The sequence below is a fragment of the Streptomyces sp. NPDC058751 genome (assembly GCF_042746485.1).
In the GTDB taxonomy this organism is placed as follows: Bacteria; Actinomycetota; Actinomycetes; order Streptomycetales; family Streptomycetaceae; genus Streptomyces.
On record NZ_JBHYPZ010000004.1, the window covers coordinates 188,138 to 210,554 of the forward strand.

The following is a 22,417-nucleotide window of genomic DNA, read 5'->3' on the forward strand; positions in this document are numbered from 1 at the left end:
GATCTCGGCACTCGTCTTCATCAGGTGGCGGAAACCGGGGCGCCGCGGAGCACAGGGCGCGCCGACGGCCGGGGCGTCCACGGCTCGGGGTCGAGACGGCCCCGTTCCAGGCGGTGGAACGCAGGACCACCGGTTCGAGTGCCCGCGTAAGCGCGGGCCGGCCCCTGGGACCGCAGCAGGCAACGGCCCATGAGTGGAGCCCTGGGCACGAAGTGCTCGGGTCGGAACGCGCCTCCGGCGGGGGCGCTCGGGTTCCGACGCGGCAGGGGCGCCATCGCCGTCACGGCGCCGGCCACCCTGGCCGCCTCCACCGTCCCGGGAGCGGTGGCCGCCTCCGCGCAGGCCCGGGTGGCGGAGTCGGAGCACTGGGGTGTGATCGCCCGCAACACCATCGGCTCTCCCGTCGCCGCACTGAGGGACGGCCCGTACGGCTCGTACCAGGTGCAGGGGAACAATGCCTCCAGCCCGCCCTACGGCAAGGGCAGCCTCGGCATCCAGGTGGCGGACCGGTCCCGGTCAGCTCGCTGAACCGCTGGAGCCCGTACCTCGACTACAGCGTCGCGGTGAGCAAGGGCCGTGACTACCTGTGGTCCGGCGCCGTCGACGGTCTGCGGATCAACCAGTACGTGTACGACTTCGAGGCCAACGGAGTCCGCGCCCGCCGCGTCCGGTAGGGGCCGGCCCGAAGACCGGTCAGTCGTGGAGGTCCGGGCGCGAAGCGGGACCGACGGCCATCGTGCCGCCGCTCTCCGGCGCCCGGACTCCCGCATGAACGCCGGCGGAGGCCGCGTATCCGTCCCCGGCGTCAGGCCGGGGATCCGCTGGTTGAATGGGGCATGCCCCATAGGGACGACTACCGGCGGACCAGCTTCAGGCTGACCATGTGGGGATGCCTCGCCGGGCTCGCCCTTGCTCTCGTCATTCCGGTGTGGATGTTCGTGGCTTTCCTGCTCTAAGGAATGCCGACCCCATAGGCATCGGCAGCGGGGTGCACGCGCGGGTGGTCCGTCGGGGTTCTCGCCGTCGTGGTCAGAGCTGTTCCCGGGCCGTCCGATGCCCTCGGCGCCGGCCTTCAGCGGTCGATGACGCCCGGTCAAGGGACCGTGGCCAGGCCCCGGGACGAGAAAGGGCAAGAAGTCGTCTCGGGGCGCGGGCCTGTCGGCAGAACAGCACCAGCGCGTGCAGGGCCCCGCGTCGTTCGTCCTCGCCCCGGGGAAGGTTCGGCGTTCGGCGTTCCGCGGGCCGCGGGCCGGGGGTCGGCAGCGCTGCGGGTCCGCCGCCGACCGAAGCCGGGGGCGGACCAAGCGGAGCGGATGCTTCGTCAGTGGGCGCTCATGCCGCGGATGTTGGCGACGCCGTCGACCGCGTCCGCCTCCACGACGAGGTTGGTCCTCACCGTCGGCGCCTCCCCGCCGCCGAAGCGGTGGGTGACCTTGATCTCGCGGCTCTCGCCGTCCCCGCTCACCGTCCAGTCCACCGGAACGTTCTGGGCGCGCAGGACACCGTCCATCTTGTTCGTCTTCTCCCACGCCTCCAGCTTCTTGGCGAAGGCCGGCGTCAGGTAGTGCGCGCGCAGCGCCTTGGCCAGCGCCGTGTCCGGGCCCCGGGGAGCGTCCTTCGCGTCGACGTACGCGCCGTAGAAGTCGGCGACCTGGGTCACCGAGTCACCGGTCCTGCCACTGACCGACCGCCCCGCGGCGGACCCCTTCCCGGGCACCTTCGAGGACAGCTTCGCGGGGGTGGTACCCGTGGGGCGGATGTCGGCGATGCCGTCGACCACGTCCAGCTTCACGACGAAGCTGGACGTCGTCACCGGCGACTCCCCGAGGCCGCCGAAGGTCAGGGTGACGACGACCTCGAGGCCGCCGTTGCCCTCGCGCACCGTCCATCCGGTCGGAACGTTCTGGGCGCGCAGGACACCGTCCGCCCCGTTCGTCTTCTCCCACGCCTCCAGCTTCTTGGCGAAGGCGGGCGTCAGGTAGTGCGCGCGCAGCGCCTTGGCCAGGGCCGTGTCCGGGCCCCGGGGGGTGTCCTTCGCGTCGACGTACGCGCCGTAGAAGTCGGCGACCTGGGTCACCACATTGCCGTTGAAGCCGTTGACCGACCGCACCGCGGCGGACGTCTTCACGGATGCCTCGGCGGGGGCGGCCTGTGCCACCGCCTGCGTCGCCGCGCCGAGCCCGACGGCCAGGAGGAGACCGGCGGCGACGGCCGCACGACGGCTCGGACGGCGACGTGCGTGGGTGTTCCTGCTCATGTCGTGTATTCCTTCTTGGATCAGTGGATCAGTGGATCAGTGGATCGGTGGTCTGTGGGCGGGACGCCGTGCCTCGGATACCCGGGCGCGCGGATGCCGGCTTCGGCCGAGGTCCGTCACTTCGACATGATGAAATCCAGGGCGAAGCCGGAGGCGGTCGTCCAGTAGGTGACGAGCTGGCCGTCGTCCGCGTGCAGCGTCTTGACGGGCATGGGGACGTCGATCGGCTTGCCCGCGCTGCTGCCGGGCTTGCTGCCCTGGAGGCCGAGGGTGATGCTCTTCGCCTCGTAATCGTCCATGCGGCCGCCGGCGACGAGCAGCGCGGCATAGGCCTCCTGGCCGGGGGCGAGGGTGACGGGCACGCCCGGGGTCCCGTCGCTCTCCTCGATCACCGGGGTCGTGGCCTGGGCGTTGCCGAGCTTCACGACCGGGTGGCGGTAGAGGTTGCACTTCTTGTCGCTCGCGTTCTGCACGGTGAGGACGAGGTGGCGGGCGTCCCCCTCCTTCACCGCGGACACGCCGAGCTCCTTCTGGGAGCAGGCGGGGACGGCGCGCTTGGCCTCGACGGAGCCCGAGCGCGGCTTCGCCGCGACGTGCGCCTTCCCGCCGGCCGTCCCCGCCCCGGCGGCGGAGGCGGCCTGTGCCGACACACCGCCCCCGAGGGCCAGGACGAGACCCGCGGCCACGGCCACGCGGCGGCCCACAACGGACTTCACGTTCATGTGTGTTCCTTTTCTGATCTTCACGAGGTTCCGGATCGTCACGAGGTTTCCGACCGTCACGAGGTCGCCCTCGATCCGGGTGACCGAAGAGACGGGTGTCCCCTGGGCGGACGGGCCGGGGAAGGAGTGCTGCCGGGCGGCGGGCCGCTTCGGTCGGTGCGATGGCCAAAGCTTCGGACGTCCTGGGGACCCGGGACAACGGAAGCCGCCCGACCCGCAACGGTGGAACGGTCCCACCCACGGTGACCTGCGGAGACGAGGAAGCCTGGGATGCCTGTCCGGGACGGGAAACCGGTTGGAACCGCGTCGGGAACCGCGTTGGAACGGCGTCGGGAAACCGATGGGGACCCAGGAGGAAGCCGGACGGGAAACCTCCGGAGACGGTGGCCGGGCACCCCGTCGGACCCGGCCCGACCGGCCCTCTCCCTGGAACCACCCGTATCCGTACGGCAGTCTTCTCCCCCGTGGGGAATCTTCCGTCTCAGAGCGCGTCGAGCGATGCCGCGGAGCACATGGTGGTGGCCGGCGACGACGCCCTGGCGCAGCGGCTGGCCGCCGAGTTGCGCGGGGTGTACGGCGAGCGGGTCACCCTCGTGGTGCCGCCCGCGCAGCACGGCGCGCGGTCGCCGGTCGTCGGACGGGCGCGGGCCACCGCCGCCCTGCTCGACCGGGTGTCCGCGGCCGTGAACCGGGCCTCCGGGAACGGCAACGGAGGAGGAACCGGCGGAAGTGACGAGGCGCCGGGTTCCGAACGGGTCGTGGAGGCCGCCGAGCTCACCGAGAGCGCGCTCTCCCACGCGGGTGTCGAGCGGGCCACCGCACTCGCCCTCGTGTACGACGACGACGAGACCAACATCCGTGCCGCGCTCACGGCCCGGCGGCTCAACCCGCGGATCCGGCTCGTCCTGCGCCTCTACAACCGGCGCCTCGGACAGCACATCGAGGCACTCCTCGACCAGGCCTCCGCACTGGCCTCCGCCGCCACGCCCGGCGGCGCACCCGACGGCGGGACCGCGAACTCCTCCCGGCCGGGCGGGAACGCCGAGGCCTACGACGCCTCCACCACCGTGCTGTCCGACGCCGACACGGCCGCTCCCGCGCTCGCCGCGACCGCCGTGACCGGCACCAGCAAGGTCGTCCAGACCGAGGGGCTGATGCTGCGCGCGGTGGAGCGGCCGCCGCCGGGTCCGGGCGAGGTCGCCGATCCCGGGCTGTGCACACTGGCGTTGCTCTCCGCCACGACCAACGACCCGGCCGGCGCCGACGGTTCCGAGGGCAGCGGCGCGCAGGGTCCCCAACTGCTGCCCGACGAAAGGGCGGTGGCCGCCGCCACCGGGCGCGGCACCGTCGTCCTGGAGAACGTGTCGTACTCCGGTCCCGAACTGAACTCCGGGCGGGGGGTCGTCCCCTGGTTCGGCTCGCTGCTGTCCCGGCGGCTGCGCTGGTCGTTCGTGGGGCTCGTCGCGTGCGTGGTCGGGCTCGCCGTGGCGTCGATGCTGGTCACCGGAGAGCAGCCGCTGCAGGCGACGTATCTGACGCTGCTCGACCTCTTCGCCATCAACGATCCGGCCGTCGGACAGCCGCCCGGACGGCAGATCCTCCAACTCTGCTCGGGGCTGGTCGGGTTGCTGCTGCTGCCGGTGCTGCTCGCCGCGGTGCTGGAGGCGCTCGGCACCTTCCGCAGCGGGACCGCCCTGCGGAAGCCGCCGCGCGGACTGTCCGGACACGTGGTGCTGCTCGGGCTCGGCAAGATCGGTACGCGTGTGCTGGCGCGGCTGCGCGAGCTGCGCATCCCCGTGGTGTGCGTGGAGGCCGATCCGGAGGCCCGGGGGCTCGCGCTGGCACGGAGCCTGCGGGTGCCCGTGGTGCTGGGGGACGTCACGCAGGAAGGGGTGCTGGAGGCCGCCAAGATCCATCGGGCGCACGCGCTGCTGGCGTTGACCAGCGCGGACACCATGAACCTGGAGGCCGCGCTCTCCGCACGCACCCTGAAGCCCGACCTGCGGGTCGTACTGCGGCTGTACGACGACGACTTCGCGACCGCCGTCTACCGCACCCTCAGGGCCGCGCATCCCGGCGCGCTCACCCGGAGCCGCAGCGTGTCCCACCTGGCCGCGCCCGCGTTCGCCGGGGCGATGCTGGGGCGGCAGATCCTCGGGGCGATTCCCGTCGAGCGGCGGGTGCTGCTGTTCGCCTCGGTGGACGTGGCCGGGCATCCTCAGCTGGAGGGGCGCACGGTGGGGGAGGCCTTCCGGGCGGGATCCTGGCGCGTGCTCGCGCTGGACACGGCGACTCCCGAGGAGCGCCGGACGGCCCCGGCGTCCGTGTCCGGCCCGCGCGGTCCCCGGCTGGTGTGGGACCTGCCCTCCGCTCGTGTCCTGCGGCCCGAGGACCGCGTGGTGCTCGCCGCGACGCGGCGGGGGCTGGCGGAACTGCTCGGCCGACGGCCCCGGCAGCGCGCGGGGACGTAGACCGGACGGGGCTACGCGGGCACGCCGCCCCGCCGGGGCCCGGGGTCGGACGGCAGACCCCGGGCCCCGGCGTCACCCCGGTGTCACCTGCCCAGGTGCCGTTCCGCGAAGTCGAGTTCCAGGCGGACCTGCTTGATGCGTTCGTCCACGACCAGGGAGCCGTGGCCCGCGTCGTAGCGGTAGACCTCGTGGACGGCCTCGCGGGCGGCGAGGCGGGCGACGTAGTTGTCGATCTGGCGGATGGGGCAGCGGGGGTCGTTGACACCGGCCGAGATGTAGACGGGCACCTTGACCGCGTCGACGTAGGTCAGCGGGGAGGACGCCTCGAAGCGCTCCGGCACCTCTTCCGGGGTACCGCCGAGGAGCGTGCGGTCCATGGCCTTCAGCGCCTCCATCTCGTCGTGGTACGCCGTGACGTAGTCGGCGACCGGGACGGCGGCGATGCCGAGGGCCCAGGCGTCGGGCTGGGTGCCGACGCCGAGGAGGGTGAGGTAGCCGCCCCAGGAACCGCCGGTGAGGATCAGCCGGTCGGGGTCGGCCAGGCCGGACGTGACCGCCCATTCGCGGACCGCCGCGATGTCCTCCAGCTCGATGAGGCCGACGCGGTGCTTGAGCGCGTCGGTCCACTCGCGTCCGTAACCGGTGGAGCCGCGGTAGTTGACCCGGACCACCGCGTAGCCGTGGTCGACCCAGGCCGCCGGGCCCGCCGCGAACGAGTCGCTGTCGTGCCAGGTCGGGCCGCCGTGGATCTCGAAGACGGTGGGCAGCGGACCGGTGGCGCCGGCCGGCTTCTGGACCAGGGCGTGGACACGGCCGCCGGGCCCTTCGACCCAGACGTCCTCCACCGGGACGGACCCCGGGGACTTCTGGCCGGGCGGGTCCAGGACGATCCCGCCGGTCGTCGAGCGGACGGCGGAGGGCTCGGCCGCCGACGACCACAGGTACTCCACGGTCCCGTCCGGGCGGGCCGTCGCCCCGGACACCGTGCCGGGCGGGGTCGGGACCCGGGTCAGCTCACCGGAGGCGAGGTCGTAGCGCCACAGGTCGCTGCGCGCCTCGAAGCCGTGGGCGACGAGGAGGGCCGAGCCGTCCGGATACCACTCGGCGGCCACGTCGCCGGGGAGGTCGAGGCGCAGGTCGGTCTGCTCGCCGGTCGTCACGTCCCAGACCAGGGGCTCCCAGCGGCCGCGCCTCTGGTGCCCGATGAGCAGCCGGCCGTCCCCGTCGACGGGGGCGAAGCCCAGCACCTCCAGGCCCAGCTCGACCGTGCCGCCCTCGGTGTCGTCGAGCTCGGCGACCGTCGAACCGTCCGGGCGCAGCACCCTGAGCGCCGAGTGCATCGCGTCGCCGTGCTCGGTGTGCTCGACGGCGATCAGCGAGCCGTCGTGCGAGAGGTCGCCGACCCCGGCCGACTCGCGGTGCCGGTAGATCTCGACCGTGGCCTCACCGGCGCGGGCCACGTGGATCGTCGATCCGTCGTCGTCCGTCGAGCGGCCCACCACGGCCGTACGCCCGTCGCGGCCGATGGCCAGGCCCGCCGGGTAGGAGGGGTCGAGGCCGGGGACCGCCGGCTCGTCGGCATCGCCCACGACCAGGGCGGCGCCGAACGGACGGCGCCGCCAGACGCCGAACTCGTCGCCGTCCGTGTCGTCGAACCACCAGATCCACTCGCCGTCGGGCGAGAGCACCCCGTCCGTCGTGCCGTTCGCCCGGTGGGTGACCTGGCGCTGCTCCCCCGTGGCGCGGTCCCACGCGTACAGCTCGTACGTCCCCGTCGCGTTCGAGACGAAAAGGGAGCGGTGCGGGGCGTCCTCCGCCCAGTCCGGCAGCGACACCCGCGGTGCCCGGAAGCGCTTCTCCCAGTCGGGCATGTCTGCCTGCTGCGGCTCGGTGGACCTGGTGCTCTCAGTCATGGCCCCATACTGCCTGGCCCCGCACCCCGCGCGCCGAGGAGGCCCCCAGCCTGTGGAAAACCTCGCGTTCCCCGCCCGTTCCCCCGGCTTCCGGATGCCGCGCGACGCGGCGCCCGCGCTCCGGCCGGGCGGACGGGAGCGGTCCCGTCACAGGAGCGTGTGCGCAGGTCGGGGCCGTTGTCAGTGGCGGGGTGCAGACTCTTTCGCATGACTGATCCACTCGTGACCGATCCGCGCGTGACCGATCCGCGCGGGGCCGTATCGCCACGGTGAGCGGCTTCCGGCCCGAACCGTACGAGCCTCCGGCGGGACGGGAACACCTGGCCGAGCGGTACTGAGCGGGCCCCACGGACGAGTCCGGCACGACCGCCCCGTACCGTGGACGGGGTGTACCGGTTTCTGCTGACGCCCCGCTGGTGGGGGATCAACGTCTTCGTGCTGTTGGCCATCCCCTTCTGCGTCTTCATGGGGTCGTGGCAGTTGGGACGCTTCGAGGACCGGGTGCAGGACCACCGGACGGCGGACGCGGCGGCCTCCACGGCCGAGACGGAGCCCGCCCGGCCGCTGGCCTCGATGCTGCCCGTGACCATGGAGACGTCCGGCAGACAGACCACCGCGACGGGCCGGTACGGCGAGCAGCTGCTCGTGCCGGACCGGGAACTCGACGGCCGGAGCGGGTACTACGTGCTGACGATGCTGCGGGTCGACGGCGGCAAGGCGCTGCCGGTCGTCCGGGGCTGGCTGCCCGGTACGGCGGACGCGGCGAAGGCCCCGGCCCCGCCCGCCGGCGAGGTCACGGTCACGGGCGCGCTCCAGGCGTCCGAGAGTCCCGGGTCGAACGGTGTCAGCGCCGCCGGAGGACTTCCCGCCGGGCAGACGGCCGCGATCAGCGCCGCGTCGCTGGTGAACCTCGTGCCGTACACCCCGTACGAGGCGTGGATCACGCTCGGCAAGGCCGACGCGGGGATGAAGGCGGTGCCTCCGACCGCGCCCGCGAACACGGGACTCGACCTCAAGGCGTTCCAGAACCTCGGCTACACCGGCGAGTGGTTCGTCTTCGCGGGCTTCGTCGTCTTCATGTGGTTCCGCCTGCTGCGCCGTGAGACGGAGTTCGCCCGCGACACCGAACTGGGGCTGCTGCCGGAGCCCCAGGACACCTCGGGCGCCCCGGGGACCTCCGTCGCCCCGGAGAAGGAGAAGGAGTCCGGGGAAGAGGCCGGCGCCACCGCGGCCGAGCCGTCCACGACCGCCTGACGGGGCGACGGCGGACGGACGCCGTCCGCGGCGACGGACGGGCAGCTGTCCGCCGGGCGGCGACGAGGCCGCCGCCCGGCGGAAGGACGGATCACCCGTCCGTCAGGACGATGCCAGGATGCCGGTGCGGTACACCGTGCCCGCGCAGGCGTTGGGCACGGTGACCGATGCCGTCGCGCCGCCCGTCGCGGCCGTGCTGGAGACGACGACGCTGCCGTCCAGCGTGCCGTCCGCGACGAGGAGCTGGGGCGTGGTGCCGGCCACCGCGTTGTCGGTGGTCGTGCCGCCGGTCTCGGTGCCGCCCTCCGTGGGGGTGGGGTCCGGTGAGGGCTCCTCCACCACGGTCGGACACGTCGACGAGGGTACCCAGGCGAACTTCACCACGTACGAGGTGCCCGGCTGAAGCACCAGGGAGGTGACCTCCGTGGACGGGTCGGGCAGCCCGGCGGCCGCGTCGCCCCCCACGTGCGTCGCCACACCGATCTTGGCCGGGTCCGCCGCGCCCTGGGCGAGCGTGCTGACCGTGCCCGCGCCGGTGACCGTGCAGGCGGTGGCGGAGACGTTCGAGACGGTGAAGGAGCCGTAGACCGCGCCGGCGGCGTCCGGTGCGCCGGCGAAGCCGGAGGCCCCGCCGAGCTGGTCCGCCGTGCAGGTGAGGGCGGCCTGGGCCGAGGCCGTGGGGTCGGCGCCGCCCGTGGTGGCCCCGCTCCCGCCCTTGTCCTTGCCCGCCCCGGGAGTCTCCTTCTTGTCGTCGCCGCCGGCGCCCTTGGACGTGCCGGCCGGACCAGCGTCCTTGCCGGAGCCGCCGTCCGAGCCCTTGCCCTGGCTCGCGCCGCCCTGGGCCTGTGAGCTGTTGGCCGCGATGGACGGGTCGGGGTTCGCCCCCGAGGAGTTGGAGACGTGGACGAAGGCCGGGATGGCCGTGCCCATGAAGAGCGCGGCCGCCGCCATGCCGACCACGGCCTGCCGCTTGCGGGCGCGCCTGGCCGGTACCGCCCGGCGCAGGTGCTCCAGGGTGCCGTCGGAGGGTTCGATCTCCTGGACGGCCTGCTGCAACAGCCGGCGCAGTGCCAGCTCGTCGCCGCCGAACCCTTCGGGTCCCGGTCCGTCCGTGTCCGGTGTGCCGGGCTTTTCCTCGGGGACCTGGTTCACATTTCCGTTCCCAGCGTGCGATTGCTTGTGCTCGTGCTCCGGGCGCCCCTCGTCCTCGGGGGGCCGCCGCTCGTCGTGCTCGCTCATGCCGAAGCCCCCATGGCGACGCGGAGCGCGGCGAGACCCCGCGAGCCGTACGCCTTCACCGAACCCAGGGAGACACCGAGCGTCTCGGCGACCTGGGCCTCGGTCATGTCCGCGAAGTAGCGCAGGACCAGGACCTCGCGCTGGCGCCGCTGGAGCCCCTTCATCGCCTTGATCAGGGCGTCGCGCTCCAACTGGTCGTACGCGCCTTCCTCGGCGCTCGCCATGTCGGGCATCGGCTTCGACAGGAGCTTGAGGCCGAGGATGCGCCGGCGCAGGGCCGAACGCGACAGGTTGACGACGGTCTGACGCAGGTAGGCGAGCGTCTTCTCCGGGTCCCTCACGCGCTTGCGCGCCGAGTGCACCCGGATGAACGCCTCCTGGACGACGTCCTCGCAGGAGGCCGTGTCGTCGAGCAGGAGCGCCGCGAGACCGAGGAGCGACCGGTAGTGCGCCCGGTAGGTCTCGGTCAGATGGTCGACCGTCGTGCCCGCCGCCGCCAGGCTGTCCTCGGCGCCGTCACGCTGACTCGGGATGCGGGCGGGCCGCGCTGAGGGCATGGGGGCGATCACCGGCATGCCGCCGGGCGCGCCGGGGCTGCGGGGTCGGCGGGGTGGACGCAGGGCCATGCCCCTCGTCTGGACCGCGGTGAATTCGAGTACCTCTGCCACGCCAGTTGGACACGCGTCCCCCCGACATGGTTGTACGCGGGAGACAACACATTCGCGCCGGGTGTTTTCACACCGGCCGGCACCCCGTTCACTGCAACGCCCCCCGGACTCCCCTCTGTTACGCGGCTCCGCGCGCCCGACAGTGCACCAGATGCCCTCATGCGTAACAGCTCTTCCTCTGTGCCCAATGCTCCGCCGCCCCCTGGAAGCCCCGAATGGCGAGGGCGAAGACGCTCACCACCCCGCGTGCGGTTGCGCGGGACGGCAGCGAAATTTTCGAACGCCGGTACGGGTCAGTTCAAGTGGCCAAGACCATTAGGTTGATCACTGAACCGACAGAGATCCTACAAAACTACCCTCCGCGGGGCACCGGGATTACGGTCCGAAGGCGCCGGGAGCACAGGACCTGCGGAGCCACGCCGGAAACGCAGGATCGCGGAGGACCGGGTCTACGGGGTCCTGATGATCTCCGCCGCCACCAGTTCGGCGATCTGGGCGGTGTTCAGGGCCGCGCCCTTGCGCAGGTTGTCGCCGCACACGAACAGTTCGAGGGCCGTCGGGTCGTCCAGTGCCCGGCGGACCCGGCCCACCCAGGTCGGGTCGGTGCCCACGACGTCCGCGGGCGTGGGGAACTCGCCGGCGGCCGGGTTGTCGAAGAGCACGACCCCGGGTGCCGTGTCCAGGATCTCCCTGGCCCTGTCGACGGTCACCTCGTCCTGGAAGCGGGCGTGCACCGTCAGGGAGTGCGTGGTGACCACGGGGACGCGGACGCAGGTCACTGCGACCTTCAGCCGGGGCAGCCCGAGGATCTTGCGGGTCTCGTCGCGGACCTTCATCTCCTCCGAGGACCAGCCGTCCCCGGCGAGCGACCCGGCCCACGGCACCACGTTCAGGGCGACCGGCTCCGGGAAGGGGCCCGTGTCGTCGCCCACGGCCCGGCGGACGTCACCGGGGCTGTTGCCCAGCTCCGTGCCCGCGACCAGGGACATCTGCCGGCGCAGGGTGTCGATGCCGGCGCGGCCCGCGCCGCTGACCGCCTGGTACGAGGAGACGACGAGTTCCCGCAGCCCGAACTCGGCGTGCAGCGCGCCCAGCGCCACGATCATGGACAGGGTCGTGCAGTTCGGGTTGGAGACGATCCCGCGCGGGCGCACACGAGCGGCGTGCGGGTTCACCTCGGGCACGACGAGGGGCACCTCCGGGTCCATCCGGAAGGCACAGGAGTTGTCGACCACGACGGCGCCCCTGGCGGCGGCGATCGGCGCCCACTGGGCGGCCACCTCGTCCGGGACGTCGAACATGGCGATGTCGACCCCGTCGAAGGCGTCCTCCGACAGGGCCGTCACCTCGACCTCCACACCGCGCACGGCCAGCTTGCGGCCGGCCGAGCGCGACGAGGCGATCAGTCGGATCTCACCCCAGATGTCCGCGTGCTGGGACAGGATCTGGAGCATGACCGTGCCGACGGCTCCGGTCGCTCCCACGACCGCGAGCGTCGGTCGCCGGGTCATCGCCCGGTGCCTCCGTAGACGACGGCCTCGTCGCTGTCGGAGTCGAGCCCGAAGGCGGTGTGCACGGCGCGGACGGCGTCGTTGACGTCGTCGGCGCGGGTGACCACGGAGATGCGGATCTCGGAGGTCGAGATCAGCTCGATGTTGACCCCCGCGTCGGTGAGGGCCTCGAAGAAGCCGGCCGTGACACCCGGGTTGGTCTTCATGCCGGCGCCGACGAGCGAGATCTTGCCGATCTGGTCGTCGTAGCGCAGCGACTCGAAGCCGATCACGCTCTTCGCCTTCTCCAGGGCGTCGATGGCCTTGCGGCCCTCGGTCTTGGGGAGGGTGAAGGAGATGTCCGTCAGGCCGGTGGTGGCCGCCGACACGTTCTGGACGATCATGTCGATGTTGATCTCGGCGTCGGCGATGGCGCGGAAGATCGAGGCGGCCTCGCCCGGCTTGTCCGGCACGCCGACGACCGTGACCTTGGCCTCGGAGGTGTCGTGAGCGACACCGGAAATGATGGCCTGCTCCACCTTCTGGTCCCCTTGCTGCTGTGTCTTCTGCACGAGTGGTTCGCTGCTGACCCAGGTGCCCTGGAGCCCGCTGAAGGACGACCGCACGTGGATCGGGATGTTGTAACGGCGGGCGTATTCCACACAGCGGTGGAGGAGCACCTTGGAGCCGGAGGCGGCGAGCTCCAGCATGTCCTCGAAGGCGATCCAGTCGATCTTCTTCGCCTTCTTCACCACGCGCGGGTCGGCGGTGAACACGCCGTCCACGTCGGTGTAGATCTCGCACACCTCGGCGTCGAGCGCCGCGGCGAGCGCGACGGCCGTGGTGTCGGAGCCGCCGCGGCCCAGCGTGGTGATGTCCTTCTTGTCCTGCGAGACGCCCTGGAAGCCGGCGACGATGGCGATGTTGCCCTCGTCGAGCGCCGTACGGATACGGCCCGGGGTGACGTCGATGATCCGGGCTTTGTTGTGGACCGAGTCGGTGATGACGCCCGCCTGGCTGCCGGTGAAGCTCTGGGCGCTGTGGCCCAGGTTTTTGATCGCCATCGCCAGCAGGGCCATGGAGATCCGCTCTCCGGCGGTCAGGAGCATGTCGAACTCTCGTCCGCTGGGCATCGGAGACACCTGCTCGGCGAGATCGATCAGTTCGTCCGTCGTGTCGCCCATCGCGGAAACGACGACGACCACCTGGTGGCCGTTCTTCTTCGCTTCCACGATCCGCTTGGCGACGCGCTTGATGCCCTCGGCATCGGCTACGGAGGAACCTCCGTACTTCTGCACGACAAGGCCCACGTGCGCTCCTCGCTCAGTCCGTCTCTGCACCGCACTACTGCGGTCGGCTCAGTCTAACGAGCGGCCGGATTTCCCTTCCGGGGTATCGCATCGTGAGATGTCCCGCTCACGAGGTGATCACTCCGGACCGTCAGGTCCACAAGGGGACCCGGCCGCTCCGAGACGGCACCTGCCCGTGCCGGAGCCCCGCCACTCGGAACGTGCCCCAGCTCACACCACGGACGGCGGGCGACGGGTCACTTGACCGTGCGCAGGCCGAGCGGCCCCGCGATCTCCTCCGCCATCACCCTGCCGGCCTCCTCGGCGAGCACTTCCTCGCCGAGGTCCTGGTCGGTGTCGAGGCCGTTCAGCTCCTCCAGGGGCTGGTTCAGCCGCACGTGGGCCACGATGGACTGCAGGGCACGCAGGGTCGCGGAGGCGGTGGAGCCCCAGTTCGAGAAGTAGGAGAACTGCCACCACCACAGGGCTTCCGTGGTGCGGCCCGCGCGGTAGTGGGCCATGCCGTGGCGCAGGTCGGTGATGACGTCGGCGAGGTCGTCGGAGATACGGGCCGGGACCGGGGCCTTGCGGGGCTCGTACGGGTCGAAGACCTCGGAGTAGACGTCGACCGGCTCCAGCATCACGGCGAGGCGCTCACGGAGTTCGTCCACGTCGGCCTCCGGGCCGAGGTCCGGCTCGTAGCGCTCCTCGGGAACGATGTCCTCGTGCGCCCCGAGACGGCCGCCGGCCAGCAGGAGCTGGGAGACCTCCAGCAGGAGGAAGGGCACGGCCGAGGCCGGCTCGTCGCCCTTGGCCACCTCGGTGACGGCGACCAGGAAGCTCTCCACCTGGTCCGCGATCTGGACGACGAAGTCGTCGGGGTCCTGGCTGGTCGCGTGCAGCGTGGCGTCAGACATCTAGAAGTCGTCTCCCCTCGAAGGCGCGGCCGAGCGTGACCTCGTCCGCGTACTCCAGGTCGCCACCCACCGGGAGGCCGCTGGCCAGGCGGGTGACCTTGAGGCCCATGGGCTTGATCATGCGGGCGAGATACGTGGCCGTGGCCTCGCCCTCCAGGTTCGGGTCCGTGGCCAGGATGAGCTCGGTGACCGCACCGTCCGCCAGGCGGGCCAGGAGCTCCCTTATCCGCAGGTCGTCCGGGCCGACGCCCTCGATCGGGCTGATCGCGCCGCCGAGCACGTGGTACTTGCCCCGGAACTCACGTGTCCGCTCGATCGCGACGACGTCCTTCGGCTCCTCCACCACGCAGATCACCGAGAGGTCCCGGCGCGGATCGCGGCAGATGTTGCACAGCTCCTCCTGTGCCACGTTGCCGCAGGTCGCGCAGAAGCGGACCTTCGCCTTGACCTCCATCAGGGCCTGGGCGAGCCGGCGGACGTCCGTCGGCTCGGCCTGGAGGATGTGGAAGGCGATCCGCTGCGCGCTCTTGGGACCGACGCCGGGGAGTCGCCCCAGTTCGTCGATGAGGTCCTGGACAACGCCTTCGTACAACGGACTGCCTTTCCGAGCTCCGGTACCGCCTGGTCCCGTCCTGCTGTTTCTTCCTGGTGCGTACGGTAGTTGGATGCCGCCGGTCTTAGAAAGGCAGACCGGGGATGCCGCTGCCGCCGCCGAGCCCCTGGGTGAGCGGGCCGAGCTTTTGCTGCTGGAGCGCCTGCGCGTTCTCGTTCGCCGCCTGGACGGCCGCGACGATCAGATCGGCGAGCGTCTCGGTGTCCTCGGGGTCGACCGCCTTCGGGTCGATCACCAGGGCGCGGAGCTCTCCGGAGCCCGTCACGGTCGCCTTGACCAGACCGCCGCCCGCCTGGCCCTCGACCTCCGTCCGCGCCAGCTCCTCCTGCGCGTTCGCGAGGTCCTGCTGCATCTTCTGGGCCTGCTGCAGCAGCTGCTGCATGTTGGGCTGGCCACCACCGGGAATCACGATCAGCTCCTGGTTTCGAGTACGGCTGTCCGAGCGCTTCTTCCTGTCAGCATGAGCCTACGTGGTCCAAGGGCCCGTCGCCCAAGCACTCTTTCGAGTGACATCACAGCGGCGCCTATACCTGATCAAGGCCCTCTTCCGGGCGGAAAAGCCGGTAAAGCCGGTCCATCGCCACCCATTGGGCGGTAGGAAGGGGGCTGCGCATTCACACCACGCGTCACACGACGTCACGCACTGTCGGTGCCGTCACCGTCGTCACCGACGTAACCGATGCCATCGTCGTCGCCGTCGTCCGTCATCACCGTCGTCAGCTAGGGAGTGCCGGGTGAGCCAGCCGGAGATGCAGCCTGAGGGGCCGCTCCAGGACGGGCGGAACGAGGGCGCGGCGGGACTGCGGCCGGGCGACCTGACCGGGCGGCCGTTCCCGCTCGGCGACTGGGGGGAGCCCGCCGAGCGGCTGCACGAGCTCTACCGCTGGGTGGAGCAGGGGGCGCTCGACACGGCCGCCTGGTACCTCTCCGACCGGGTGTGGAAGCGGCGGGCGGCGCGCGTGCTGCGGACCGGCGCCACGCTGGGCGCCGTCGCCGGCGCCGCGCTGCCCCTGCTCGACCTCACCGGACCGGTGCGGGGGGCGGCTCCCTGGGGCTATCTGGCACTGCTGCTCGCGGTCTCCTGCGTCGCCGTCGACCGGTTCTTCGGCGTGACCTCCGGATGGATAAGGGACGTGGCCACCGCGCAGGCCGTGCAGCGACGGCTTCAGGCGCTGCAGTTCGACTGGGCGTCCGAGAGCGTCCGGGAGGTCCTCGGGCCCGCCGACGGAACGGCCAGCGAGGCCGCCGACCGGTGCATCGGGGTGCTGCGGAGGTTCTCGGAGGACATCACGGAACTGGTGCGCACCGAGACGGCGGACTGGATGGTGGAGTTCCGTACGGGACCGGCGCCGCTGGGGATCCAGTCGTCGTCGGCGGGAGCGCCCAGGCCCGAAGGGCCGCCGCTGAACGGGCGCGCCCCGCTGCCGCCGGGGACCCGCCCGAACATGCCCCGCCAGCGCCCGCCCGAGCCCCGGTAGCCCCGTCCGGGCCCGGGGCGCCGCGGTGTCACCCGGCTCCGCAGATCCTCAGTCCGACCGGCGTCCCGCAGGGGAGACGGCCGTGGGTGCGGACGACGTCCTGGCCGCTGCCCCGGCCGACGTAGGAGAGGAAGCTGGAGGCGAGGGAGTCGGCGATCTCGCCGCGCCCGAGCACCCGGCGCTGGAACACCTGCCGGGTGCCGGAGTCGGCGTCCCGGCTGACCAGCAGGACGGGTCTGTCGGGGCCGCCGAGCTGCTTCCAGTTGCCGATCTGGCCGCGGTACAGCCGGCGTACGTCGGCCAGCGACAGGTTCCTGACCGGGACGGCGTCGTTGACGACCAGGGTGAAGACCGACACCGCGATCCGGTTCTCCCGCAGCCGCGGGAAGTCGCCCGGCCTGGGACCGTCGGAGAGCGCGACGAGGGCCGGGGACCCCTTCCGCGACGCCCGTCCCGCCGCGTCGAGTTCGCGCACACCGGCCGTGCTGCCGTGGGCGTCCACCGTGATCGTGGAGCCCTCGCAGTCGTGCTCGTACTTCTCGGCCAGTTCGCGCGCCACCGGTGCGAAGGCCGTCGAGCCGGTGACGGTGAGCGTGCCGCGCTCGCAGCCGATCGGGGGCGGGGTCTCCTCGCGCAGGACGACGATCACGGCGAGCGTGACGACGCACACCGTCAGCAGCACGGTGATCAGCCGCGCGGCCCGGCTGAACAGCGGCGGCTGGTCGTCCGGTGTCGTACTGCGGTTGGGCCGGACCTCGCCGTCCCGGATGCCGCCGACGATCCGTACCGGACAGCCCACGTCGCCGCCCGACAGCAGGACCAGCAGCTTGAAGTGCTCGCCCCGGTTGAGCGGGACCCGCGGGATGCGCAGCGTGCCGCGGTCGTAGCCGATACCGGCGGCCGGGGTGAAGTGGTCCATCAGATGGTCGGTGCCGGGCGGCTGGGCCACGGACACACCGCGGATGGTGCGGTCGGTGAAAACCGCGGTCAGGCCGTGCCGTTCGCGGCTGGTGCAGTCCTCCCCGACGATGCTCCGCGAGCCGTCGTTCTCGATCCGCAGCAGCACGAGGGTGGCGTCGGACATGCCGGGTGCCTCGTCGAACAGCCCGAGCCGTACGTTCGCGCGCCCCGAGCGGACGCCGTCGCCGATGGGGCTGTCCATCTGGACGCGGTAGCCGACGGTCTTGCGGCGCGGCACCCTCCGCTCGTACCAGACCATCACGGCGGAGGAGACGACACCGATGACGGCGGTCCCGACGGCCACGACGTTCTCCGCGCTCAGCCGCTCTTCGTACCCGAGGGGGCTCAGCCGCTCCTCGTGTAGGCCAGCGACTCGTTCGTGCTGATGTTCACCCGGTTCAGCCGGCCGTCCGTCAGCAGGGTGACCTCGGTGGCGGCGCCCGGGTCGCAGGACGGCGGCTCGCCGACGGTGACCCGGGAGGGGCCGATCCTCAGCGGTCCGCCGGCGGTGGGGGCCTCGGTCAGGTCGGCCTCGAAGACACAGTGGTAGCCCGCAGAGCCGTCCGCGACGATCGTCAGCACCGTGTCGCCGACGTCTCCCTGCCGGATCGTCATCCGGCGCGTGTGGTGGCCCTGCTCGTTGTCGATGACGCCGTCCCAGGTGCCGAGGAACGCCTCCGGGACCGTACCGTCGCCCTGGCTCGTCGGCGCGCCGGGCGACTCCGGGGTGCCACTGGCCGGAGCCTGCGACGCGCTCTGCTGCGGTGTCGTCGCCCCGGAGGACGAGGCGGACGCCTTGGGGTCGTCCTGGCCGCCCCCGCCCCCTCGCCCGTTCAGCAGCGCGTACACGCTGCCGCCCGCGCCGAGCGCGACGACCAGCGCCACGGCCACGAGGAGAGCCGTGGACCGGCCGCCCCTCGGCGGGGGCTGCGAGCCGGCGGCGGTGACGCCGGGGCCGTAGGGGGCCGGGCCGTGGGGCGGGGTCGCGCCGCCGGGGCCGTACGGATGGGCGACCGCGCCCGGACCGTAGGGAGGCGTCGAACCGTACGGCGGCGGGGCCGCGCCCCAGCCGGCCTGCGGATGGCCGTACGCGGGGTGGGCCGGGCCCTGGCCGGGGGACCCCGGGTGCTGCTGCGGATGGCCGTAGGCGGGGTGCGGGCCGGCCGGGGGAGGCGTCGCGCCCGGGCCCGCGGTCACGGTCGGGAGATGGTTCACGGGCCCGTGCTGCCCCGGAACGGGCGGGACGGCACCTCCCTCGGCGGGCGCGGGCGCGTGCTCCGGGGACGCCTCGGCGGACGCGGCGGGCGCCGAGGAGGAGGCCGAGGGCGTCGAGGAGGCGGCGGAAGCCGACGCGGAGGAGGCCGAGGACGGCTCGGGGGCGGGCGAAGCCTGCTCGGGGGAGGGCGCCTGGGCGGCGGGCGAGCCGGTGGGCGGCTTGGAGAAGTCGGGGGTGGCGACGGGCGCGGGCGGCGGGGCGGGAGCGGCCCCGGGCGCCGGGGCGCCGGCCCGCCCCGACGGCTCGTCCGGGTTCTCGGTGTCCAGCAGCCGCACCGCGTGGCGCCCGAGCTGGGCCACCAGCGAACCGGGCAGCCAGGGGTCGAGGGTGCGGCCTTCCGCGAGCGTGTCCTCCGCGCCCGTACGCTCCAGGATCTCGTCGAGACCGGGCCGGGCGCCGGGGTCCTTGCGCAGACAGTCGCGCACGAGATCGGCGATCCCCTCGGGCACCCCCGTCAGGTCGGGGTCCTCCTGCGCGATGCGGAACATCATGGCGTGCACACCGCTGTTGGCCGCGCCGAACGGAAGGACGCCGGTGGCCGCGTACGACAGGACCGAGCCGAGGCAGAAGATGTCACACGCGGGGGTGACGCGGTCGCCGCGCACCTGCTCGGGGGCCATGAACCCGGGTGAGCCGACGAGCGCCCCGGTGTGGGTCAGGCCGCCGTCGGTCACCGTCTCCAGGGCGCGCGCGATGCCGAAGTCGATGACGCGGGGGCCGTCGATGGTGACGAGGACGTTCGAGGGCTTGAGGTCGCGGTGGATGAGGCCCGCCGCGTGGATGTCCTTCAGCGCGTGCGCGAGGCCCGCGGCGAGGATGCGCACGGAACGCTCCGGCAGCGCGCCGTGGTCGCGTCCGACGACGGCCTGGAGCGAGGGTCCCGCGACGTAGCCGGTGGCCACCCACGGGATCGGGGCCTCGGTGTCCGCGTCCAGGACCGGCGCGGTCCACAGCCCGCCGACCCGGCGGGCGGCCTGCACCTCCTGGCGGAAGCGGGCCCGGAACTCCTCCTGCTCGGCCAGTTCCGGACGGACGAGCTTGACGGCGACGGTACGCCCCCGGTCGGACCGCGCGAGATAGACGTGGCCCATCCCTCCGGCGCCGAGCCGCGCCAGCAGCCGGTACGCCCCGATCAGTTGCGGATCCCCCGCCCCCAGCTTCTCCATCGCAGCGTCCACCTTCCCCCATTTGCGTGCAACGGACCGAGGATAGTGCGCCCGTACCGAGGGCCGGGCCGGGCGATGTCCACGGTTTCGTCACGACTGGTGCCGTTCGGGCGACAAGACCCGGCATGCCCCTGACATCCACCCGTCCGCGGGCACCCCGGGGCACCCGCCCGGGAGGGGCGTCCGCGCCCGGGTCCGCGGCGGCCCGGCCCGCCCCCGGTCAAGCCCGACAGACTGTCGCGGAAAGCCCCCGACCGCAGACAGGACGCCGATACCGCGCCCGGTCGGCGGACATCTACTCTTCGCCGCATGACCCCTCAGCCCAGCCCCCAGACCGGCGCCGCCGTGAAGGCCGCGGACCGCGCGCACGTGTTCCACTCCTGGTCCGCGCAGGAGCTCATCGACCCGCTCGCCGTCGCCGGCGCGGAGGGGTCCTACTTCTGGGACTACGAAGGCAAGCGGTACCTGGACTTCACCAGCGGGCTCGTCTTCACCAACATCGGCTACCAGCACCCGAAGGTCGTCGCCGCGATCCAGGAACAGGCCGCGACCCTGTCCACGTTCGCGCCCGCCTTCGCCGTCGAGGCGCGCTCGGAGGCGGCCCGGCTGATCGCCGAGCGGACCCCGGGCGACCTGGACAAGATCTTCTTCACCAACGGCGGCGCGGAGGCCGTCGAGAACGCCGTACGGATGGCCCGGCTGCACACCGGCCGTCCGAAGGTGCTCTCCGCCTACCGCTCGTACCACGGCGCCACCTCCGCGGCGATCAACCTCACCGGTGACCCCCGGCGCTGGCCGAACGACATCGGCGCGGCCGGCGTCGTCCACTTCTGGGCGCCGTTCCTCTACCGCAGCCCCTTCCACTCCGACAGCGAGGGGCAGGAGTGCGAGCGCGCGCTCCAGCACCTGGAGGACACGATCGCCTTCGAGGGGCCCGCGACGATCGCGGCCGTGATCCTGGAGACGATCCCGGGCACCGCCGGCATCATGACGCCGCCGCCCGGCTACCTCGCCGGGGTGCGCGAGATCTGCGACCGGTACGGGATCGTCTTCGTCCTGGACGAGGTCATGGCCGGGTTCGGACGGACCGGCAAGTGGTTCGCGGCCGACCACTACGAGGTCACGCCGGACCTGATGACCTTCGCCAAGGGCGTCAACTCCGGCTACGTGCCGCTGGGCGGCGTGGCGATCTCCTCCGCCATCGCCGAGACCTTCGCGAAGCGGCCCTACCCGGGCGGGCTCACCTACTCCGGGCACCCGCTGGCCTGTGCCGCCGCCGTCGCGACGATCAACGTCATGGAGGAGGAGGGGATCGTCGGCCAGGCCGCCGCCATCGGCGAGAGGGTCCTCGGACCGGGGCTGCGCGAGCTGGCCGAGCGGCACCCGAGCGTCGGCGAGGTGCGCGGCACGGGCGTCTTCTGGGCACTGGAACTGGTGAAGGACCGGGAGACCCGGGAGCCGCTGGTCCCCTACAACGCGTCCGGCGAGGCGAACGCGCCGATGGCCGCGTTCGGCGCCGCGGCCAAGAAGCGGGGTCTGTGGCCCTTCATCAACATGAACCGCACCCACGTCGTGCCGCCGTGCAACATCACCGAGGCCGAGGCCAAGGAGGGTCTCGCGGCCCTGGACGAGGCGCTGTCGGTGGCGGACGAGCACACGGTGTGAGGTAGCGGGGGTCCCGCCCCGGTGGGGGCCGGTGGTCGCCTCTCCGTTCCCCTTCGGGGTGCCGGGGAGTCGGACCGCCGGCCCCCACGGCGTATGGTGTCCTGCTCGAAGAGATACGCGAGTAGACGCGCGCACCGACCCACGCGACGGGGAGTGAGAACACCACCATGGCCGGCACCGGCGGCAGTGGCGCCGTAACACGCAGCACCCTGCGGCAGCAGATCGCGGACGCGCTCCGTGACGAGGTGCTCGGGGGCCGCCTCCGGCCGGGCCAGGAGTTCACGGTGAAGGAGATCGCCGAACAGTACGGCGTGTCCGCCACCCCGGTCCGCGAGGCCCTGGTCGACCTGTCGGCCCAGGGCCTGCTGGACGCGGACCAGCACCGCGGCTTCCGCGTCCACGAGTACTCCGGCGCCGACTACCGCGGCATGATCGAGGCGCGCAGCCTGATCACGGAGGGCATGTTCCAGAACCTCCTGGCCAGCGGCATGCCGCAGGCCGACGACCCCCGCGCGCTCGCCGCCCTCGCCGCCGTCCGGCGCCGTGGCGAGGAGGCCCAGCGCGCGGCCGCCGCGGGCGACCTGAACATCCTCATCGGTTACGACCTCCGTTACTGGCGCGAACTCAGCAACCTGTTCGGCAACACCTACCTCGCCGACTTCCTGCACCGGATGCGGGTCCAGTCATGGGTCTGCACGGTCCAGCACCTGCGCCACGTCTCCGACCTCAAGGGCCATCTGTGGTCCGGCCACACCCAGCTGGTGGACGCCCTCGCGCGCCGCGACGCCGACGGGGCGCGGGCGATCGTGAGGGCGTACAACGAGCACGCGCTCACCCTCATCGAGCGCCTCGACACCCCCTGAGCGGCGGTCCGGATCGTCCCGTTCCCGCGTTCGGGCACACCCTCTCCGGGCGACCGGGAGGATGCGGGCGCGCCCTCGGGAAACGGACAACCCCGGTCGCCGGGCGGTCTACTTGCGCACCGGCCTCTTCACAGGGCCGCCACGCGCATTACGCTGCCCTGACCACCCTGCACCCC

Annotated in this window: 18 protein-coding genes and 1 pseudogene; 7 read left to right on the plus strand and 12 right to left on the minus strand. The window is 72.6% G+C overall.

Going from position 1 to position 22,417, the window contains the following annotated elements:
- Positions 1-189 precede the first annotated feature (189 nt).
- Positions 190-528 carry a hypothetical protein gene (locus ACFW6B_RS06115; RefSeq protein WP_386592496.1) on the plus strand — a complete coding sequence of 113 codons (339 nt, stop codon included), beginning with the start codon at positions 190-192 and terminating at the stop codon, positions 526-528.
- A 793-nt stretch (positions 529-1,321) separates the two neighbouring features.
- Here the strand turns inward: ACFW6B_RS06115 and ACFW6B_RS06120 are convergent.
- Both ACFW6B_RS06120 and ACFW6B_RS06125 read right to left on the minus strand, forming a co-directional pair.
- A complete protein-coding gene (locus ACFW6B_RS06120; RefSeq protein WP_386592498.1) occupies positions 1,322-2,257 on the minus strand; it encodes a hypothetical protein in 936 nt (311 codons plus the stop codon).
- A 116-nt stretch (positions 2,258-2,373) separates the two neighbouring features.
- The gene (locus ACFW6B_RS06125) at positions 2,374-2,979 is read right to left on the minus strand and encodes a DUF4232 domain-containing protein (protein WP_386592501.1); all 606 of its coding nucleotides are present in this window, start codon (positions 2,977-2,979) and stop codon (positions 2,374-2,376) included.
- Between the two features lie 512 nt (positions 2,980-3,491).
- On the opposite strand from ACFW6B_RS06125, the gene ACFW6B_RS06130 reads away from it, so the two are divergent.
- Entirely contained in the window at positions 3,492-5,450 is a 1,959-nt protein-coding gene (locus ACFW6B_RS06130; protein ID WP_386592716.1) for an NAD-binding protein, read from the plus strand.
- An 83-nt stretch (positions 5,451-5,533) separates the two neighbouring features.
- Here ACFW6B_RS06130 and ACFW6B_RS06135 read toward each other — a convergent pair whose 3' ends face one another.
- A complete protein-coding gene (locus tag ACFW6B_RS06135; protein ID WP_386592503.1) occupies positions 5,534-7,363 on the minus strand; it encodes a prolyl oligopeptidase family serine peptidase in 1,830 nt (609 codons plus the stop codon).
- A 254-nt stretch (positions 7,364-7,617) separates the two neighbouring features.
- Between ACFW6B_RS06135 and ACFW6B_RS06140 the strand changes: the two are divergent.
- Both ACFW6B_RS06140 and ACFW6B_RS06145 read left to right on the plus strand, forming a co-directional pair.
- A pseudogene (locus tag ACFW6B_RS06140) lies at positions 7,618-7,701 on the plus strand (nuclear transport factor 2 family protein); the annotation flags it as partial.
- Positions 7,702-7,750: 49 nt separating this feature from the next.
- Entirely contained in the window at positions 7,751-8,617 is an 867-nt protein-coding gene (locus ACFW6B_RS06145; RefSeq protein WP_386592505.1) for an SURF1 family protein, read from the plus strand.
- Positions 8,618-8,719: 102 nt separating this feature from the next.
- Here ACFW6B_RS06145 and ACFW6B_RS06150 read toward each other — a convergent pair whose 3' ends face one another.
- From ACFW6B_RS06150 to ACFW6B_RS06180, 7 genes are all read right to left on the minus strand, one after another.
- Positions 8,720-9,856, minus strand: a complete 1,137-nt coding sequence (locus ACFW6B_RS06150) for a hypothetical protein (protein WP_386592508.1) — start codon at positions 9,854-9,856, stop codon at positions 8,720-8,722.
- Positions 9,853-10,482: a SigE family RNA polymerase sigma factor gene (locus ACFW6B_RS06155; protein ID WP_386592718.1), complete on the minus strand. Its 630-nt coding sequence runs from the start codon at positions 10,480-10,482 to the stop codon at positions 9,853-9,855. Before ACFW6B_RS06155 ends, ACFW6B_RS06150 begins: the two co-directional genes overlap by 4 nt.
- 491 nt (positions 10,483-10,973) lie before the next feature.
- Positions 10,974-12,035 (minus strand): aspartate-semialdehyde dehydrogenase, encoded by a 1,062-nt coding sequence (locus tag ACFW6B_RS06160; protein WP_386592510.1) that lies wholly within the window; start codon positions 12,033-12,035, stop codon positions 10,974-10,976.
- The gene (locus ACFW6B_RS06165; RefSeq protein ID WP_151470141.1) at positions 12,032-13,324 is read right to left on the minus strand and encodes an aspartate kinase; all 1,293 of its coding nucleotides are present in this window, start codon (positions 13,322-13,324) and stop codon (positions 12,032-12,034) included. Before ACFW6B_RS06165 ends, ACFW6B_RS06160 begins: the two co-directional genes overlap by 4 nt.
- 236 nt (positions 13,325-13,560) lie before the next feature.
- Entirely contained in the window at positions 13,561-14,220 is a 660-nt protein-coding gene (locus ACFW6B_RS06170) for a DUF5063 domain-containing protein (protein WP_386592512.1), read from the minus strand.
- Positions 14,213-14,812 carry a recombination mediator RecR gene (recR, locus tag ACFW6B_RS06175; protein WP_103554796.1) on the minus strand — a complete coding sequence of 200 codons (600 nt, stop codon included), beginning with the start codon at positions 14,810-14,812 and terminating at the stop codon, positions 14,213-14,215. The genes ACFW6B_RS06170 and recR overlap by 8 nt, the downstream gene beginning before the upstream one ends.
- An 85-nt stretch (positions 14,813-14,897) precedes the next feature.
- Positions 14,898-15,242, minus strand: coding sequence for a YbaB/EbfC family nucleoid-associated protein (locus ACFW6B_RS06180; RefSeq protein WP_386592515.1), 345 nt, complete (start codon positions 15,240-15,242; stop codon positions 14,898-14,900).
- A gap of 325 nt (positions 15,243-15,567) precedes the next feature.
- Between ACFW6B_RS06180 and ACFW6B_RS06185 the strand changes: the two genes are divergently transcribed.
- Complete coding sequence (locus tag ACFW6B_RS06185; RefSeq protein ID WP_386592518.1) at positions 15,568-16,311, plus strand: SLATT domain-containing protein; 744 nt, start codon at positions 15,568-15,570, stop codon at positions 16,309-16,311.
- 28 nt (positions 16,312-16,339) lie between these two features.
- Here ACFW6B_RS06185 and ACFW6B_RS06190 read toward each other — a convergent pair whose 3' ends face one another.
- Positions 16,340-17,575, minus strand: a complete 1,236-nt coding sequence (locus ACFW6B_RS06190) for a substrate-binding domain-containing protein (protein WP_386592520.1) — start codon at positions 17,573-17,575, stop codon at positions 16,340-16,342.
- Between the two features lie 41 nt (positions 17,576-17,616).
- Positions 17,617-19,713: a protein kinase gene (locus ACFW6B_RS06195; protein WP_386592522.1), complete on the minus strand. Its 2,097-nt coding sequence runs from the start codon at positions 19,711-19,713 to the stop codon at positions 17,617-17,619.
- A 309-nt stretch (positions 19,714-20,022) separates the two neighbouring features.
- Here ACFW6B_RS06195 and ACFW6B_RS06200 point away from each other — a divergent pair, with 309 nt between their 5' ends.
- Both ACFW6B_RS06200 and ACFW6B_RS06205 read left to right on the plus strand, forming a co-directional pair.
- Entirely contained in the window at positions 20,023-21,378 is a 1,356-nt protein-coding gene (locus ACFW6B_RS06200; RefSeq protein ID WP_386592524.1) for an aspartate aminotransferase family protein, read from the plus strand.
- Between the two features lie 167 nt (positions 21,379-21,545).
- The gene (locus ACFW6B_RS06205; protein ID WP_386592527.1) at positions 21,546-22,241 is read left to right on the plus strand and encodes a GntR family transcriptional regulator; all 696 of its coding nucleotides are present in this window, start codon (positions 21,546-21,548) and stop codon (positions 22,239-22,241) included.
- Positions 22,242-22,417 lie beyond the last annotated feature (176 nt).